Genomic DNA, 17,696 nt, shown 5'->3' on the forward strand with positions numbered 1-17,696 from the left:
TACGTTCACATCAATTAATTATTTGAAGGAAATAGCGTGATGCTCGGGTGCGCTGAGAGTGTCCAGAGAGGGACCAGCGGCAGCCCCTCTTTGGCTGCCGTCGCCAGCGCGACAAAACCTTGAATAAGGTTTCTAATTTCTAGAAGTGCCAAACGTATTCGCGTTATCTGTAATAGTAACCTCAAGCACCTATTTAAATACTTATTCAGGCTGCCGCCCGCGCGTCAGCAAGCTAAACGCCTACATTAAATAACACACACTCTTGGCTTTTAAGCGAGTAAGTATATTTGTGATTCGCTGGGTTTCGTTTCACTCTACCTAGAGGAAATACAGAGGGTCAGTCTTGCTTCTTGCCAAGACCAAACACCAACCTCACGTTTAACACCCTCCCCCGTCATCACCCCTGAAAATAAGCAATTGATGAGTAATGCATTTCATGGATGAAATGAAAGCCATGCTTGCACATGGATGTGCTTTCATGGCGTTTACATTCACATCAATTGTGGTTTGAAGGAAATAGCGTGATGCTCGGGTGCGCTGAGAGTGTCCAAAGAGGGACCAGCGGCAGCCCCTCTTTGGCTGCGGTCGCCAGCGCGACAAAACCTTGAATAAGGTTTCTAATCTCTAGAAGTGCCAAACGTATTCGCGTTATCTGTAATAGTAATTCCAAGTACCTATTTAAATACTTATTCGGGCTGCCGCCCGCGCGTCAGCAAGCTAAACGCCTACATAAATAACACATACTCTTGGCTTTTGAGCGAGTAAGTATATTTGTGATTTGTTGGGTTTCGTTTCACTCTACCCAACCTACGCCCATATTATTTATAGCGAATCACCACACATAAAAAAGCCGCTACATTGCTGCAACGGCTTTTTCAATTTTATAAATTCCCAATCTTTAATTGGAAATTTTAAAAATTATCAATCTCTATATGTCTCAACCGCTGGGCATGAACATACTAAGTTACGGTCGCCGTATACGTCATCAATACGTGTAACGGTTGGCCAGAACTTGTTTTTAGCCACTGCAGGCACTGGGAATGCAGCGTAAAAACGGTCGTACGCGCGGTCCCATTCGTTACCTAACACATCGCCTTGTGTATGCGGTGCAAACACTAGCGGGTTGTTTTCGATTGACCATTCGCCAGAGATTACTTTTTCAATTTCGCCTTTAATTGACACCATTGCTTCGATAAAGCGGTCAATCTCACCTTTTGATTCAGACTCTGTTGGCTCAATCATTAATGTGCCAGCTACTGGGAACGACATAGTTGGTGAATGGAAGCCGTAATCTTGCAAGCGCTTAGCTACGTCCATTTCAGTAATGCCTGATTGCTCTTTAAGCGGGCGTAAGTCAACAATACACTCGTGAGCAACACGGTTGTTACGACCACGGTATAAAATTGGGAAGTGCTTGCTTAGCTCATGCGTTAAGTAGTTAGCATTAACAATTGCCATTTCAGTAGCTTGTTTTAAGCCCTCTGACCCCATCATGGTGATGTAAGCCCATGAAATAGGTAAAATAGCGGCTGAGCCGTAAGGCGCTGCCGATACCGCACCGTTACCGATGTTAGTACCTGGTACGTTAATTACGCTGTGGTTTGGCATAAACGGCGCAAGATGCGATTTAACACCAATTGGGCCAACACCTGGACCACCGCCACCGTGTGGAATACAAAATGTTTTATGCAAGTTTAAGTGCGATACGTCTGAGCCAATAAAGCCTGGGCTTGTTACGCCAACTTGCGCGTTCATGTTTGCGCCATCCATGTAAACTTGGCCGCCGTGCTCATGAATAATGTCACAAATTTCGCGAATTGTTTCTTCGTATACGCCGTGCGTAGACGGGTATGTGATCATAATACACGATAAGTTTTCAGACACTTCCTCAGCTTTCGCTTTAAGGTCAACCATGTCTACGTTACCGTTTTTGTCGCAGTTAACTACTACAATTTTCATGCTCGCCATTTGCGCTGATGCAGGATTAGTACCGTGCGCAGAGCTTGGTATTAAACATACATTACGGTGTGCATCCCCTCGTGATTCGTGGTATTTACGAATCGCGATTAAGCCTGCGTATTCACCTTGCGCGCCAGAGTTTGGCTGAAGTGATACTGCATCGTAACCGGTAATGTTTACTAGCCAGTCGTGTAGCTCGCCAATCATTATTTGGTAACCCTCTGCTTGATCTAGCGGGCAGAATGGGTGAAGGTTTGCAAACTCAGGCCACGTAATTGGGATCATCTCGGCAGTCGCGTTTAGTTTCATGGTACATGAGCCTAACGAGATCATTGAGTGATTAAGCGATAAGTCTTTGCTTTCTAGTCGCTTAATGTAGCGAAGCATGTCTGTTTCGCTGTGGTAGCTGTTAAAGTTTGGATGCGTTAGTACTTCGTCGTCACGTACTAAACTTGCAGGGATAGACTCGCTGCCATTTGCTTCAACGTCTGCTGCAATAGCGTCAACACTTAGGCCATGGCCTTCGCCTAAAATAATATCGAATAACTCAGTAATATCGGCACGTGTTGTAGTCTCTGATACCGAAATTGAGTACTCGCCTTCGTGGTTTGTTGCAAAGTTTACGCCTTTTGCAATTGCACGCGCTATTACGTCGTCTTTGCTATCGCTTACTACTGTTAGCGTATCAAACCAAGTGCTGTGCTTAAGTGCAATGCCTTTAGCTTTAAGGCCACTTGCTAAAATATCAGCAAAGCGATGTATACGCTGCGCGATAGTTTTTAAGCCTTGTGGGCCGTGGTACACCGCGTAAAACGCTGCCATGTTGGCAAGTAATACTTGTGCTGTACAAATGTTTGAATTGGCTTTGTCGCGGCGAATGTGTTGTTCGCGCGTTTGCATTGCCATACGTAGTGCGTCGTTACCTAAACGGTCTTTAGATACACCAATAATACGACCTGGTAATGAACGCTTGTATGCGTCACGTGTTGCAAAAAATGCAGCGTGTGGACCGCCGTAACCCATAGGTACGCCAAAACGTTGAGCCGAACCAAGTACTACGTCTGCACCTAGTTTACCCGGCGCTTTTAACAGTAATAAACTCATTATGTCGGCAGCAACACAGGCAATCGCCTTTTTGCTTTGTACGCCAGCAATTAGGTCAGTTATGTCTACCACTTCGCCCGATGTAGTTGGGTATTGGAACAATGCGCCAAAAATGTCGTGGTTTACGGCATCTTCTGCTTTACCTACAATTATTTCAAATCCAAACTGCTCGGCACGCGTTGTTACTACGTCGATTGTTTGTGTGTGTACGTCGTCGGCAATAAAAAAGGCATTGGCTTTTTTAGCTTTTGATACGCGTTTTGCAAGGCCCATAGCCTCTGCAGCCGCTGTTGATTCGTCAAGTAGTGACGCACTTGCTAAATCAAGACCGGTTAAATCTAGGGTCATAGTTTGGAAGTTTAATAATGATTCTAAACGCCCTTGTGCAATCTCTGGCTGATACGGTGTGTACGCTGTATACCAACCTGGATTTTCTAGTACGTTACGTAAAATTACGTGCGGTACGTTAGTTGGGTGGTAGCCTTGGCCAATGTACGATTTGAAAACTTTATTTTTGCTTGCTACTGATTTTAAGTAGCTTAGTGTTTCAACTTCAGTACGGCTTTGTCCAACTGTTAACGGTTGCTCTAGACGAATGCTAGCCGGTACAGTTTGGTCAATGAGCTCTTGCACACTCGATACTTCTAAAGCACTTAGCATATCGCTTACTTGTGCTGGGCTTGGCCCAATATGGCGGCGAATAAAATCTTGCTTTTGCTCTAGTTCTTCAAGAGATTTGGCGTTTGACATGTGTCCAGATTCCTATGATCCAAAAAATGTGGCTACTGCTGATGGGTAAACAGCAATAACTTAAAATTCTTATAATTTAACAGCTTACTTTGTATGGAAAAGTTAACTGTAAAATCATAAAAGCCCCGATATCTAAATAAAACACACGGGGCTTTTAGTTATCTACAAAGAATAATTATTCTTCGTCGATAGTGTGCGAGTAACCTTCAGCGTCTAATAAGTTGTCTAGCTCAGACTCGTCAGATGCTTTAATACGGAATAACCAACCGTCGCCGTAAGCGTCGTTGTTTACTGTTTCTGGTGAGTCTTCAAGTTCTTCGTTAATAGCAACAATTTCGCCACTGATAGGTGCGTAAATGTCTGATGCTGCTTTAACTGACTCTGCTACTGCACAGTCTTCGCCAGCGTCTACTTCGTCGCCAACTTCTGGTAATTCAACAAATACCATGTCGCCAAGAAGTTCTTGTGCATGCTCAGAAATACCAACAGTAAATGTACCGTCGCCTTCGTTACGAACCCACTCGTGTGAAGGTGCGTATTTTAACTCGCTAGGAATGTTGCTCATTTTATTTGTCCTTTGGTTTATATTGGGAGGATATCAATCACTGTAATTACACTGATTGATATAACCAAATTATTTAAATTATTGATTTACCGTTACGTACAAAGCTAGGCTTTACTACTTTAACGTTTACTAATTTTTTACGCATTTCTACTTGAGCTGTATCGCCTGTTGAACGTGGTACACGTGCAAGGGCTACACTAAAACCAAGTGTTGGTGAAAAAGTACCAGAAGTAATAATACCTTCACCACCATCAACAATTACTTTAGAACCGCTACGCAAAACGCCTTTTTCTTCAAACACTAAGCCAACTAGTTTGTCAGTGCTTTTTTCTGCGCGTTGCTTAACAAGTACGTCACGACCAATAAAGTCACGATCTTCTGGTTCCCATGCAATGGTCCATGCCATGTTAGCTGCAAGTGGTGATACGCTTTCGTCCATATCTAGGCCATAAAGGTTCATACCTGCTTCTAAACGTAGCGTGTCGCGTGCACCTAAACCAGCAGGCTTAACACCTGCGTCTAGCAGTTGTTGCCATAAATCGGCTGCTTGGTCGTTCGGTACTACTATTTCGTAACCGTCTTCGCCAGTATAACCCGTTGTGGCAATAAATAAATCATCTACTTGAACACCAAAAAATGGCTTCATACCTTCAACAGCGGCTTGTTGCTCAGCATTTAAAAGAGTAGCTGTTTTTGCTTTAGCGTTAGGGCCTTGCACTGCAATCATTGCAAACTCTGGGCGCTCTGTAACAGTTACGTCAAAGTCGCTCGATACGTTAGCTAAATGCGCTAGGTCTTTTTCGCGCGTCGCTGAGTTAACAACTAGGCGGTAAAACGTTTCACTAAAGAAATAAATAATTAAGTCGTCTATTACACCGCCTTGCTCGTTAAGCATGCCTGTGTAAAGCGCTTTGCCTGGTACGGTTAATTTTGCAACGTCGTTAGCTACTAGCTTACGTAAAAATGCTTTTGCTTGAGGCCCTTCAATATCAACAATAGTCATGTGTGATACGTCAAACATACCAGCGTCGGTACGTACGCTATTGTGTTCTTCTATTTGTGAGCCGTAGTTGATTGGCATTTCCCAGCCATGAAAATCAACCATTTTTGCGCCCGCTTCTAGGTGCTTAGCATGTAGTACAGTTTTAGAAGTCATAACATTCCTTCACGTTTAAATTAACCCTGTTTAGGGCGTGGCTTAAATAGATATAAAAACAGGTAAACATTGTTATGCTCGCCTGTTGTTTTTATTCGTTATGCGGCTTCACTATGCATAAGTGCAAAGCCTTGCGCTTGCATGTAGCTTTGCCATTTTTGTAATTCTTGTTGTTTAGCTACTAATACAAAGTGTTGTTCGTCGTTTTTATCAATGGCGGTAATAAATACATCACCGCTTTGTGCACCGTAGCAAAGTTGCGCGTCAGAAAGGCGCAAACCTGGTGTTAATTTAAAAGCATTAACTAGGGTATCAAATGCGTTGTCGCCACTTAAAATAAAGCTTGCTAGGTCGGTGCGTACTACATAATCAATATCAAAACGTAATTGCTGCTCGTTTATAAGCGCTTGTAGTTGAAGGCTTGCGTTGTGTGGTAGTACGAATCTAAAGGCGGTTTCGCTAAAGTAATAAACAGCAAAACTGTAGTCAGAATTATAGTCGCCATCAAGCGTGCCTTTTAAGCCTAAACCGCTGGCGGTAAGCTTAGTTAAATCAAGGCCTAAAATAGTGCTTAAAAATACACTGGTTTCGGTTCCGCTAAAATCCATTACAACGTGATTGTTGTTAGTTTGCAAAGCGTTAGTAACCGCACTACTTGCGTTGCTGTGGCGGGCAAACATTATTGGGTTAAAAGTCATAACAGACACCTGTGTATTTTCGATTACAAAAGTATATTGCCCACGTCTATCAACAACAAATTGTAATTATTTATCAATTGATAAATAATACTTATATATATGGCTATATAAATTGTAATTTTAAATATGAAAAACATATCAACAGACGGTTTACGTACTTTTGTAATGGTAGTTGAAATAGGTGGCTTTGCTAAAGCAGGCGATTTACTTGGCCTGTCGCAACCTGCTGTAAGTTTGCAAATCAAGCGCTTAGAAGACGTGCTTGGCTATAAACTATTTAAAAAACAAGGGCAGCGCCAAGTATTAAACCAGTACGGCGAGCTATTATTGCCTATGGCAAAACAAATGATGCAACACAACGATGCTATTTTGCAGCAGTTCACCTCAGAAAACATTGCAGGTAAAGTGCGCTTGGGTATTCCGAGCGAATTTGCAGCGCGTATTTTACCCTCAATTATTGGCGACTTTGTGGCGCTCTACCCTGAGGTGTCGTTAGAGGTTAAGTCGCGTTTAAGTAAGCATTTGCTTTCGGCTTCTCGCCAAGATCAGTTTGATTTAGTACTTGCGCTAAATGAGCGACTCAACTCTGATAAGTTTCCTATTTTTATGCAAGACGAACTAGTGTGGGTGGGCGACCTGTCACTTGCGCATAATGAGGTGGTTACCCTAGTTACCGCACCAGAGGGATGTATTTATCGTCGCCGTGCTACTGATGCATTAAAAAGTGCAGGCATTAAATACCGAATAGTTTATAGCAACGCCGATTTAACCGGCCTTATTGCTGCATTAAAAGAAGGCTTAGGTATTACGGTACTTGCCAAAAGTACAGTACCGAGTGAGCTTAACTATCAGGTTCAAACCAAGCATTTACCAGCTCTTGGTAATATTGGTATTAGTTTGGTTAAAAGTTCGGGTGAGTCGGAAAATGCGGTAGATAAACTCGCTGAATTTATAGCTCTACGCTTGGGCTAGCGCTTACGTAGCACATATAATTCGTTCAGCCTTTATAGCTAGTAAAGCAATTACAAAATAATACAAAAGAAACAATTTAGTTAATTAAGTTGCATAAGCAGGTGTTTTTAGTTCTATTAAACTGAATAATTAAATAGTTAATAACATTGATTCGTATTCGTTAACGTGTTCAAATTGCGCCAATTAAGATAATTGACATGATTAGGAACACAATGAACCCTAAGTTTTTAGTATCTACTTTAGCAACTGCGGTTGCTTTGTCTTTTAGTGCTACTGCAATAGCAAAAGACACCAGCAATAAAGAACAACGCTTTGAACAAATTACTGTTATTGGCTCTCAGCAAGCAATTAACGATATTCCTGGTTCGGCTACGTTTATTTCTGAAGAAGATCTTCAAAAATTCCAGTTTACCGATATTTCTCGCGTTTTAGCGTCTGTTCCGGGCGTTTACGTGCAAGAAGAAGACGGTTATGGCCTTCGTCCTAATATTGGTATGCGCGGTACAGGTACTGGCCGTAACGATAAAATATCAGTAATGGAAGACGGTGTATTAGTTGCACCAGCACCATATTCAGCACCTTCTGCATACTACTTCCCTACTATGGGTCGTATGGAATCTATTGAAGTATTAAAAGGCGCAGCCTCAGTTAAGTACGGCCCGCGTACTACAGGTGGTGTTTTAAACTTACTTTCGCGCAGTTTACCAACTGAGCCAAATAGCTCAAAAGGTATGGTAGATGCAGCCCTTGGTAGCGACGGTTACTACAAAGGCCACGCTTACTTTGGTAAAGAAAAAAATAACACAGCGGGTTTAATTGAAGTATTTACTTACGGCGCAGACGGCTTTAAAGAGCTGCCAGTAGGCAATGACAACACCGGCTTTGAAAAAACAGATTTACTATTAAAGTTTGGCCATACGTTTGGTCAAAACGATGCGCATAATCTTGAGCTAAAAATTAAGTACTCTGACGAAACATCAGACGAAACATACATGGGCTTAACTGACGAAGACTATCAAGAAAGTCCTTACCGTCGTTATGCTGCATCGCAAAACGATGAAATGAATACGCGCCACAACGCATACCAACTTAACTACGCGTACCGTTTTGGTGATGGCTATGAGTTTTTAGCTACGGCTTACTTAAACGATTTTCATCGTAACTGGTATAAAGCCAGCAGCGTAGGCTTAAGTACTCTTGAGCAGTACAGCGATTTTGAAGCAAACCCTACAAGCGAAGGTATTGAAGGTATTGGCGTTAAAGCTAATAACCGCGACTACCAAGCTAAAGGTATTCAGTCTGAATTACATATTCCTGCAGGCGATCACTATGTGACTGTTGGCGTACGTTACCACGAAGACGAAATGGATCGTTTTCAGTGGGAAGACAAATACACACTTAATCAAGACCTAAGCTTAACACTTACAGAGCAAGGCGTTCCGGGCTCAGACAGCAACCGCGTAGATAGCGCAGAAGCAAGCACCTTGTTTATTCAAGACGAGTGGACAATTGATGCATTAGTAGTAAGTGCAGGCCTTCGTTATGAAGACATTACTATTACGCGTGAAGAGTGGTCTAAATCAGATCCAACACGCAGCAACGGTTTAACTAAAGATGTGTCGAACGACACTGAAATTTTAGTGCCGTCACTAGGTGCTACTTACACGCTTAACGAAAACGTAACGCTACTTGCGGGCATTCAAAAAGGGTATGCACCAGCAGCACCTGGTAATGCTGACCAAGAAGAAGAAGAAAGTGTAAACATTGAGTTTGGCTCTCGCTTTAATATGGATGGCTTTAGCGGTGAAGTAATTGCCTTTTACTCAGACTACGACAACATGCACGGTAACTGTACTGCAGCGGTTGGTTGTAGCGACGACAACATTGGCGACCAATACAACTACGGTGAAGTAGAAGTAGCGGGTTTTGAATTTAGTGCAGCACGTACGTTTGCAACTGATACAGCTATGTTCCCAGTTAAATTAACGTATACCTACACAGACTCTGAGTTTAAAAACGATTTTGATTCAGAAATTTGGGGCGCGGTAGAAAAAGGCGATGCAATGCCTTACGTACCAGAAAACCAAGTAGCGTTATCGTTAGGTGCTGAGTTTTCTGCGTTTGTAGTTAACAGCCAAATACGTTACGTATCTGATGCGCATGCTAACTTAACTGAGGCGGGCTTAAACGCAATTGATAGCCGCGTAGTATGGGATTTAGCTGCTAAATACTTAATCGATGAAAATCAAAAAGTATACCTAAGCGTTGATAACTTGTTTGATAAAACATACGTTGCTAACCGTTCAAACGGTGGCATTCAGCCAGGTAAGCCGAGGACTGTACAGATGGGCTACACTTACTCATTCTAACGAGTTAAATAGCTCTCTAGCTGCGTTAAAAATAACTCATATAAGAACAACTATATTTCGTTATTTTTGTCTTGCTATAGAGTTATTTTCCTATCGCTATAATAGAGTATCAATTGATATAAAATTAAAAGCGTAAATTACAGACACAAAAAAGCCGAGATTGAATTTCAATCTCGGCTTTTTAATACATAAAACTTATCGTTTTATATATTAGTTATTTGCGTTACGTTGGCGTAATACTTCAAACAAACAAATACCCGTGGCTACCGATACGTTTAAGCTTGAAACAGTACCCGCCATTGGGATTTTAACGAGCATATCGCAATGCTCACGCGTTAAGCGTCGCATGCCCTCGCCTTCTGCGCCCATAACAATAGCCATTGGCCCTGTTAAGCTTGCATCAAATACGTGATTATCAGTTTCGCCAGCGGTACCTACAACCCATACGCCTGCATCTTTAATTTCGCGAAGCGTACGTGCAAGGTTAGTCACTTGAATAAGCGGTACTGTTTCGGCTGCACCACAGGCCACTTTACGTGCAGTACCGTTAAGCTTAGCCGACTTATCTTTAGGTACAATCACAGCGTGGACACCTGCCGCGTCTGCACTACGTAGGCATGCGCCTAAGTTATGCGGATCGGTAATACCATCAAGCACAAGTAAAAACGGTGTGTCTTCACGAGCGATTATCGCATCAAGATCTTTTTCATTAAACGTTGGCGCTGCTTTTACGTTAGCAATAATACCTTGATGCTGCTCACCTTTTGATTTGCTATCAAGGGCTTTACGCTGCATAAACTGTACTGAAATACCAAATTTACGTGCTTCATCAATAATCGGAGTTGAGCGTTTGTCGTCACGACCTTTAAGGGCGTAAATTTCTACAAAGCGCTCTGGTTCGCTTTCTAAAATTGCTTCAACAGAATGAAAGCCAAAAATTAATTCATTACTCACGTATTGTCTGCTCCTGGGCTAGTACGTTTGCGGGCATTTTTGCCTGCTCTTTTAGGCTTTTTAACGGCCTTCTTCTTTGGTTTTTTCTTTACGGCAGAGTCTGCTGCTTTTTTATCTGCAGGTTTTGTTGCAGACTTATTTGCAGGCTTGCCTTTATCTTTATTTGCTGGCTTTTTTTTACCTTTTGGTTTGTCATCGCTGTGCGACTTTTTACCTGGTACTTTGCCTGCTTTTAATTGCGAACGCACACTTGCTGGCGCATGCTCAGACTTACCTGAACCTTTTTTTGGTGCACGACGACGTGAGTATCTGTCTTGTGCAACATCGCCTTTAAGCGTTAAGTTTATACGGCGATCGTCTAAACTAACCGACGCAACTTTTACTGTTACTTTATCGCCAAGGCGATAAATTTTGTGAGAGTGCTCACCTATTAGGGTGTGTTTTGCAGCATCATGCGCAAAAAACTCGTCGCCTAAATTAGTAACGTGAATAAGCCCATCAATTTGTAAATCGTCTAAACGAATAAACAAACCAAAATTGGTAACCGATGAAATAACACCATCAAACTCTTCACCTACATGGTCTTGCATAAACTCACATTTAAGCCAATCAGCTACTTCGCGAGTTGCATCGTCAGCACGACGCTCTGTTGTAGAACACTGCTCACCTAGTTGATCAACTTCATCGTCGGTATAAGCGTATTCGCCAGACGTTTGCTGACCTTGTGCTTTTATTACTGCTTTAATAGCACGATGCACTACTAAATCTGGGTAACGACGTATTGGCGATGTAAAATGCGCGTAAGCCGATAACGCTAAACCAAAGTGACCAATGTTATCTGGCTGATATACAGCTTGTTTCATTGAACGCAGTAACATAGTTTGAATAAGTTCAGCTTCTGGGCGGTCACCTAGTCGCGCTAATACTTGCGTTATTTCTTTTGGTGTTGGCTCGTCGCTTAATGTACTTTCAATACCTAACTCGCCTAAAAACTTAGTAAAGTTACCTAGTTTTTCTTGGTCTGGTTCGTCATGCACACGATAAAGCGCGCTTGCTTCGTGCTTTTCAAGAATTTTAGCCGCTGATACGTTGGCTAAAATCATACATTCTTCAATGAGTTTGTGCGCGTCGTTACGAATAACAGGCACTATTGATTCTATTTTACGCTGAGCGTTAAATACAAAACGTGTTTCTAGGGTTTCAAACTCTATGGCACCACGGTCTTGGCGTGCAGCTTTAAGTGCCATGTACATTTGCTGTAAATCAGTTAAATGTGGCACAACGGCTGAGTATTCTTCGCGTAGTTTTTCGTCGTTTTGTAAAATGGCATTTACTTTGGTGTAAGTTAAACGTGCATGCGAGTTCATTATCGCTTCGTAAAACTTATAACCCGAAAGTTTACCCGCACTCGACACGGTCATTTCGGCAACCATACATAAGCGATCTACTTTTGGATTAAGCGAACATAATCCGTTAGAAAGCACTTTTGGTAGCATCGGAATTACTTGCTCAGGGAAATACACTGAGTTACCACGCAAAATTGCTTCTTTGTTAAGCGGCGTGTTCATTCCTACGTAATGCGATACATCAGCAATGGCAACCCATAAGCGCCAGCCACCTGATTTTTTAGGTTCACAATATACGGCGTCATCAAAGTCGCGTGCATCTTCGCCATCAATAGTTACAAGTGGTAAATCACGTAAATCTACGCGACCTTTTTTGTCAGCTTCTTCAACAAATTCACCTAGATGAGCAACTTGTGCTTCAACTTCTTCTGGCCATACATGTGGAATATCGTGATTGCGCAGTGCAACTTCAATTTCCATACCTGGGGCTAAATGCTCACCAAGTACATCTATAACTTTACCTACCGCGTTCATGTTACGGCTTGGATTTTGCGTAATTTTAACCTGCACCATTTGGTTATGGCGGGCACCGTTTTCGTTGCCTGGTAAAATCATTATATCTTGCGTTATGCGCGGGTCTTCAGCGACTACAACAGCAACACCGTGCTCAACAAAGTAACGGCCAACAATTGGCGCGCGCTCGTTAGTAAGCACTTTTATAATACGTGCATCGCATTTTGAGCCAGAACCACGTTTAGTGCCTTTAGCTAGTACAATGTCGCCATGTAACACCATATTCATTTGGTGCTTAGCAATAAACCAATCTTTACTCTCGCCTTCAACTTCTAAAAAGCCGAAACCGTCTCTGTGGCCTATTACTTTGCCTTTGGTTAAACCGGCTTCGTCAATTAGGGCGTAGCATTTAAATTTATTGAAATACAGCTGTCCGTCACGCTCCATAGCGCGAAGGCGGCGTTTAAATGCTATTTGGCGTTCGTCATCGTTTACTGCTAGTTCTTCACATAATTGCGCGTAGTTAGCAGGCTTTGAACGCTCTTGAAGGTGAGTAAGTATAAACTCACGACTAGGGACTGGGTTTTCGTACTTTTCTTGTTCTCGACTGAGATTTGGATCTTGGTTTGACATTCACTATCTTGTTAGTTGGTTATGTAGGTATTTTAACCCATATAGTTATAATGAGACAGGTAAAAGCTATTAAACTTTTAAGAAAGCACTTTTACCTTGCTGTTTACCTTGCTGTATAGTTTAAAAATCTAGCGCAATGGGGCTTAACGATCCCTTAACTGCAAAGTGTTTAGTCATCTCGTAGCAATGCTAAAATCTATACTATTTTTTTTGTAGGTTTTTCCACAGCAGTTTACTTATATTATCAATAAAGCTTGGATCTTCTTCTTTCATTGTAAGTAAAATCTGCTTATTCATTTGTGTTTTATTTTGAGCGTAAATCCAACGATTTTTATTAAATTGCTGGGCAAACTCAAGTGCACCCGCTTGAAGTTCGTCGTTATTTGCAAACACAGCTTCAACTACTTTGTTCTCTAGCAACTGCTGTGCACCAACCCGCTCTCCTGACATAGCTAGACGATTAAAGAAGGTTTGCGAAATAGCCTTATTAATTATAGGAAACATCGATGGAACAAACGGCACCATTACATCCACTTCAGGAAAACAAAAAAAGCCTTTGTCTGATTTCATAAATCTAAAGTCGCACGCACACGCAAGTACAGAACCATTACCATAGGTATGCCCGTTTAACGCAGCAATAATAGGCATAGGAAAAGTAACTATGCGTTTAAATAAGTCACTTATTTGAATCATAAAGTCTGAAATTGCTGCAGGTAAAATACTTGGATTAGACATCCATTGGAGGTCGATACCCAATGACCATTTTTTATCACTTGAAGACGTTAAAATAACTGACTTAATATTTTGTTCTGCTTCAATGTGGTCTAGGTGTAAATTAAACTCAGCCAAAAACGCTGGGTTGTGGCGGTTTTCAGCGGTATTCATGGTGAGTATAGCGATATTATTTTTAGTTGTTAGTTCTATTAAATTTGCCATTAAAACCTCTTTTAGCGCGTTTTAAGCTAATTTTAAGCGCTGTTCGTTACTTTTACATATCATAGTAATACTTTGCTTATAATTTATAAACCCACTGATTAAAGCCACCCTTTTTGTTTAGCTATACGCGCAGCATCTATGCGGTTAGTAGCGTTTAATTTTGCAATGGCATCAGATAAGTAGTTACGCGTAGTCCCTTCGCTAATAAATAACTGCTTAGCTATGTCGCTTGTTTTAAGGCCATCGCTTGCAAGTTTAAGGGCTTTGCGCTCTTTATCGGTAAGTGGATCTGCGTCGCCTAATGCATTAATAGCAAGCTCTGGGTCAATTACCTTTTGTCCCTGCATTACTTTTTTAAGCGCATTTATTAACTCTTCACTTGGTGCTTCTTTTAAAATAAAACCTTTAACGCCAGTCGTAAGCGCTCGCCTAATATAACCCGCACGAGAAAATGTAGTCATAATAACCATTTTTATAGCAGGAAATTTAGCGGCTATTTTTTCGCTAAGCTCTATACCATTCATGGTTGGCATTTCTATATCGGTTAAAATTATATCGGGATGTAAATCACTATCAAGTGCCTCAATTGCATTAAGTGCATCTTGCCCGTTACTTGCTTGCCCAATAATCTCAATATTAAAATCAAGCCCTAACAATGCTGCTACTGCGTCGCGTACAAGCGCCTGATCTTCCACTAAATATACTCTGATCATTATAAATCCTTAGCTGTAATTGGCAGCACTACTTTTAAAGTAAAATTATCGCCACAGGTAAATGCTGCACTGCCATTTAGTTGCTCTGCTCGCTCTTTAATACCATTTAGGCCATTGCCCGAATTCAATGTACTGCACGGACCATGGTCAATTACGGTTATAAGTAACTGCTGCGCTGTTTGTTCTATATTTATTTCGCAATTTTTTGTGTTGCTATGGCGTAATAAGTTAGTAACTGCCTCTTTAATTATAAGGCCTGCTATACCCTCTACTTTAGCGGGCAGAGCATTTAAAACCACATTAAATGAAACGTTAAATCCTTGCTCTATTAACCTTTGCTTTAACTGTGCTACTTGGCTGACAAGATTAAGCTGTTTTAAATCACTTACGGCGCTTCTTACATCGCTAAGCAACTGCCTTGCCAAATCGGCCACTTGTGCAATTTCGCTATTTGCTTGAGCGTATCGCTCTCCTTGGTTTAATTTATTAGCAAGCTCAGCCTTTAGAGCAATAGATGACAATGAGTGGCCTAAAATATCATGCAAGTCGCGAGCTATTCGTTCTCGCTCTGCAATAGCTGCTAATTGCTCTAGTTGGTTAGCGCTTTCTTGTTCGCGCTTTTTGTATAAGCTTTCTCTTTTTGCTGCAATACCGTAACTAAATAATGTGGCGCAAAGAATCAAAGCAACGCCTAAAAAGTATTGAACCTTACCTATATCTCCAATATATGTGCTTAATAAAACCGTGAATATAATTGCGATCGCAGCATAAATTCTTTGACGGTAGCTGTAAGAGTAGCCTGCTATGTAGGCTACGAAACCAAATAAAGTAGGCGTACCTGTGGTGTAAAAAGTAGCGCAAAAACAAATTAAAAGCATGGCTACAAATAACTTAGTCACCCCTGCACTTTTACAGTTTATTGCTTTTATATACAAAAGAATAAAAGCAACATAGAAGGCTAAAGACATAACAATTTGGTTAACGGTAAAGCTCGAAAAATTAATTATTAGCGGGAGTAAATAAAAGCCGGTAAAAATTAAATGTCCATATTTCCAAAAACCTTTATCGCTTTGTTGAGAAAAGCTGCTTAACGAGCTCATACTAATACCTCAGGCATATTATTTTTACTTATAGCACTATTTTTATTAATAAATATAAATAACATAAAAATGCATACCAGCATAAAGCAATCTGCGTACGTAATAGTAAAACTTAACGCCTCTAGCACTTCATTAATAGTTAAGCTGATTAAAATTAAAGAATTCATAATTACCTCCTGTTGAGTAAGGTAACTATGCCCGCGTACAAAAATAATAAGAGTGTGAAGTGTCATCAACTTTAATGACTTTTGTCATGCGGTAAAAAATTCATCTTAAGAATTTTTAAGCAATGTTAATATATTCAAAAAGTACAACAAGGAAACTAAATGCAGCCTCAGCAACAAAGTTTAATTTATTTACACATAGCGGTATTACTTTTTGGCGGGACCGCTCTATTTGCCAAACTTATTGGTTTAAATGCTTTAGATATTACCGTTTACAGAACTGCAATTGCAGGAATGGCTATTTTAGCCATGCTTTATTTTCAAAAAAAACAAATTAAACTCAACAAACCTAAAGACTATCTTATTGCGTTATTTTTAGGTGTTGCGGTGGGTATTCACTGGGTTACCTATTTTGCTGGTATGCAAATGGCCGGTATAACTATTGGAATGCTGGCATTTTTTAGCTACCCCGTAATGACGGTGTTTTTAGAACCCTTATTTAATAAATGCAGGCCAAAAGCAAAAGATATAATAAGTGCAGCGGTGGTTGTTTTAGGTATTTACTTATTAGTACCAAGTGCAAACTTGGGCGATGATGTAACCCTAGGTGTAATAACAGGTGTGATATCAGCATTGTTTTTTTCAATAAGAAACATTACTCATAAGCGCTACTTTAGCCAATATGGCGGGCCGCAAACGATGTTTTATCAAACCTTAGTGGCAAGCATTATGTTGTGTGCATTTATAGAAGTACCAGTGTATGAGGTTAGTAATCATGACCTGATTTTAATTGCTGTAGCGGGTGTTATATTTACAGCTACACCGCACTCGTTATTTGCAGCAAGTTTAAAGCATTTATCAGCGGCAACTGCGGGGTTAATTTCTTGCTTGCAGCCACTTTATGGCACCATACTGGCTATAGTAATTATTCATGAACGTCCTACTGTTATGACGTTAGTTGGTGGAGCACTCATAGTGAGTGCCGCTTGTTTTGAAACGTGGTCAATCACTAAAAAGGCTCGACAATGAAAGTATTTGCACACCGTGGTGCCAGTGGGGATTTTCCTGAAAACACCAAAAGCGCTATTTTAGAAGCGTTAAAAGTAGGTGTTGATGGTATTGAAGTAGATATTCAAAGTTCCTTCGATGATTACATGGTAATACACGATTCATGGCTTGATAGAACCACCAGCGGTAAAGGCAGGGTGAGTAACTTTACCGCTCATGAGCTCTCTAAGCTTGATGCTGGAAATGGTGAAAAAATTCCTACTCTTCAGCAGCTGTTTGATTGGAATAACAATAAATCTTTATTAAATATTGAGCTTAAACACACGTTTGCACTAGAAAGGTTTGTGGCTCAATTAGAACAAAACATTGAAGCTAAAAAAATATCGAGAACCAATATTTTAGTATCATCGTTTGATCATCATCAACTACAGTGGCTTAAAAACAAGCTACCATGGCTTAAAATAGGCGCCCTTACTTCTTCTATTCCAATTAACTATGCAAAGTTTGCTAGTGATTTAAACGCTTATAGCGTACATGCAGATAAAACCTTTATAAATAAGGCCTTTGCAGAGGATGCAAAAAAAAGAGGCCTAAAGATTTATGCTTATACAGTCGATAGGAAAGAAGATATAGCGCTAATGCTTGAGTATGGCATAGACGGAATTTTTACAAATTACCCAGCGCGAACCAAAGCTTACTTGTTGTCGTTACAAAAAGGCTAACTTACATTCCCCTCACTTAAATAACAATCGTAGG

14 protein-coding genes are annotated in these 17,696 nt (G+C 40.9%); 4 read left to right on the top strand and 10 right to left on the bottom strand.

Annotated features, from left to right (window positions below; translation table 11 throughout):
* Positions 1-921: 921 nt before the first annotated feature.
* The 4 genes from gcvP to H5126_RS06750 all read right to left on the bottom strand — a co-directional run bounded on the left by gcvP (position 922) and on the right by H5126_RS06750 (position 6,232).
* Positions 922-3,813: an aminomethyl-transferring glycine dehydrogenase gene (gene gcvP, locus H5126_RS06735; RefSeq protein WP_182719871.1), complete on the bottom strand. Its 2,892-nt coding sequence runs from the start codon at positions 3,811-3,813 to the stop codon at positions 922-924.
* Positions 3,814-3,988: 175 nt separating this feature from the next.
* Positions 3,989-4,378 (bottom strand): glycine cleavage system protein GcvH, encoded by a 390-nt coding sequence (gcvH, locus tag H5126_RS06740; protein WP_002958029.1) that lies wholly within the window; start codon positions 4,376-4,378, stop codon positions 3,989-3,991.
* 73 nt (positions 4,379-4,451) lie between these two features.
* Positions 4,452-5,534, bottom strand: coding sequence for a glycine cleavage system aminomethyltransferase GcvT (gene gcvT / locus H5126_RS06745; protein WP_182719872.1), 1,083 nt, complete (start codon positions 5,532-5,534; stop codon positions 4,452-4,454).
* Between the two features lie 98 nt (positions 5,535-5,632).
* Positions 5,633-6,232, bottom strand: coding sequence for a hypothetical protein (locus H5126_RS06750; RefSeq protein ID WP_002958026.1), 600 nt, complete (start codon positions 6,230-6,232; stop codon positions 5,633-5,635).
* A 126-nt stretch (positions 6,233-6,358) separates the two neighbouring features.
* On the opposite strand from H5126_RS06750, the gene H5126_RS06755 reads away from it, so the two are divergent.
* Entirely contained in the window at positions 6,359-7,204 is an 846-nt protein-coding gene (locus tag H5126_RS06755) for a LysR family transcriptional regulator (protein ID WP_002958025.1), read from the top strand.
* 212 nt (positions 7,205-7,416) lie between these two features.
* Positions 7,417-9,573 (top strand): TonB-dependent receptor domain-containing protein, encoded by a 2,157-nt coding sequence (locus H5126_RS06760; protein WP_182719873.1) that lies wholly within the window; start codon positions 7,417-7,419, stop codon positions 9,571-9,573.
* A 210-nt stretch (positions 9,574-9,783) separates the two neighbouring features.
* Here H5126_RS06760 and rlmB read toward each other — a convergent pair whose 3' ends face one another.
* The 6 genes from rlmB to H5126_RS06790 form a co-directional block, all read right to left on the bottom strand.
* A complete protein-coding gene (gene rlmB / locus H5126_RS06765; RefSeq protein WP_002958023.1) occupies positions 9,784-10,527 on the bottom strand; it encodes a 23S rRNA (guanosine(2251)-2'-O)-methyltransferase RlmB in 744 nt (247 codons plus the stop codon).
* Positions 10,524-13,019, bottom strand: a complete 2,496-nt coding sequence (gene rnr, locus H5126_RS06770; protein ID WP_182719874.1) for a ribonuclease R — start codon at positions 13,017-13,019, stop codon at positions 10,524-10,526. Before rnr ends, rlmB begins: the two co-directional genes overlap by 4 nt.
* 201 nt (positions 13,020-13,220) lie before the next feature.
* Entirely contained in the window at positions 13,221-13,955 is a 735-nt protein-coding gene (locus tag H5126_RS06775) for an enoyl-CoA hydratase/isomerase family protein (RefSeq protein ID WP_182719875.1), read from the bottom strand.
* Between the two features lie 98 nt (positions 13,956-14,053).
* Entirely contained in the window at positions 14,054-14,668 is a 615-nt protein-coding gene (locus tag H5126_RS06780) for a DNA-binding response regulator (protein ID WP_182719876.1), read from the bottom strand.
* Complete coding sequence (locus H5126_RS06785; protein ID WP_024594631.1) at positions 14,668-15,768, bottom strand: sensor histidine kinase; 1,101 nt, start codon at positions 15,766-15,768, stop codon at positions 14,668-14,670. The genes H5126_RS06780 and H5126_RS06785 overlap by 1 nt, the downstream gene beginning before the upstream one ends.
* Complete coding sequence (locus H5126_RS06790) at positions 15,765-15,935, bottom strand: hypothetical protein (protein WP_164487629.1); 171 nt, start codon at positions 15,933-15,935, stop codon at positions 15,765-15,767. The genes H5126_RS06785 and H5126_RS06790 overlap by 4 nt, the downstream gene beginning before the upstream one ends.
* Before the next feature lie 159 nt (positions 15,936-16,094).
* On the opposite strand from H5126_RS06790, the gene H5126_RS06795 reads away from it, so the two are divergent.
* Entirely contained in the window at positions 16,095-16,961 is an 867-nt protein-coding gene (locus H5126_RS06795) for a DMT family transporter (RefSeq protein ID WP_182719877.1), read from the top strand.
* A complete protein-coding gene (locus H5126_RS06800; protein WP_024594633.1) occupies positions 16,958-17,662 on the top strand; it encodes a glycerophosphodiester phosphodiesterase family protein in 705 nt (234 codons plus the stop codon). Before H5126_RS06795 ends, H5126_RS06800 begins: the two co-directional genes overlap by 4 nt.
* Positions 17,663-17,696: the final 34 nt, after the last annotated feature.

The organism is Pseudoalteromonas sp. SG45-3 (assembly GCF_014164075.1).
Taxonomy (GTDB): Bacteria; Pseudomonadota; Gammaproteobacteria; order Enterobacterales; family Alteromonadaceae; genus Pseudoalteromonas; species Pseudoalteromonas distincta.

Coding starts and splice junctions, on each gene's coding strand:
- gcvP (WP_182719871.1), bottom strand. CDS start 3,813: ATGTCAAACGCCAAATCTCTTGAAGAACTAGAGCAAAAGCAAGATTTT.
- gcvH (WP_002958029.1), bottom strand. CDS start 4,378: ATGAGCAACATTCCTAGCGAGTTAAAATACGCACCTTCACACGAGTGG.
- gcvT (WP_182719872.1), bottom strand. CDS start 5,534: ATGACTTCTAAAACTGTACTACATGCTAAGCACCTAGAAGCGGGCGCA.
- H5126_RS06750 (WP_002958026.1), bottom strand. CDS start 6,232: ATGACTTTTAACCCAATAATGTTTGCCCGCCACAGCAACGCAAGTAGT.
- H5126_RS06755 (WP_002958025.1), top strand. CDS start 6,359: ATGAAAAACATATCAACAGACGGTTTACGTACTTTTGTAATGGTAGTT.
- H5126_RS06760 (WP_182719873.1), top strand. CDS start 7,417: ATGAACCCTAAGTTTTTAGTATCTACTTTAGCAACTGCGGTTGCTTTG.
- rnr (WP_182719874.1), bottom strand. CDS start 13,019: ATGTCAAACCAAGATCCAAATCTCAGTCGAGAACAAGAAAAGTACGAA.
- H5126_RS06775 (WP_182719875.1), bottom strand. CDS start 13,955: ATGGCAAATTTAATAGAACTAACAACTAAAAATAATATCGCTATACTC.
- H5126_RS06780 (WP_182719876.1), bottom strand. CDS start 14,668: ATGATCAGAGTATATTTAGTGGAAGATCAGGCGCTTGTACGCGACGCA.
- H5126_RS06785 (WP_024594631.1), bottom strand. CDS start 15,768: ATGAGCTCGTTAAGCAGCTTTTCTCAACAAAGCGATAAAGGTTTTTGG.
- H5126_RS06790 (WP_164487629.1), bottom strand. CDS start 15,935: ATGAATTCTTTAATTTTAATCAGCTTAACTATTAATGAAGTGCTAGAG.
- H5126_RS06795 (WP_182719877.1), top strand. CDS start 16,095: ATGCAGCCTCAGCAACAAAGTTTAATTTATTTACACATAGCGGTATTA.
- H5126_RS06800 (WP_024594633.1), top strand. CDS start 16,958: ATGAAAGTATTTGCACACCGTGGTGCCAGTGGGGATTTTCCTGAAAAC.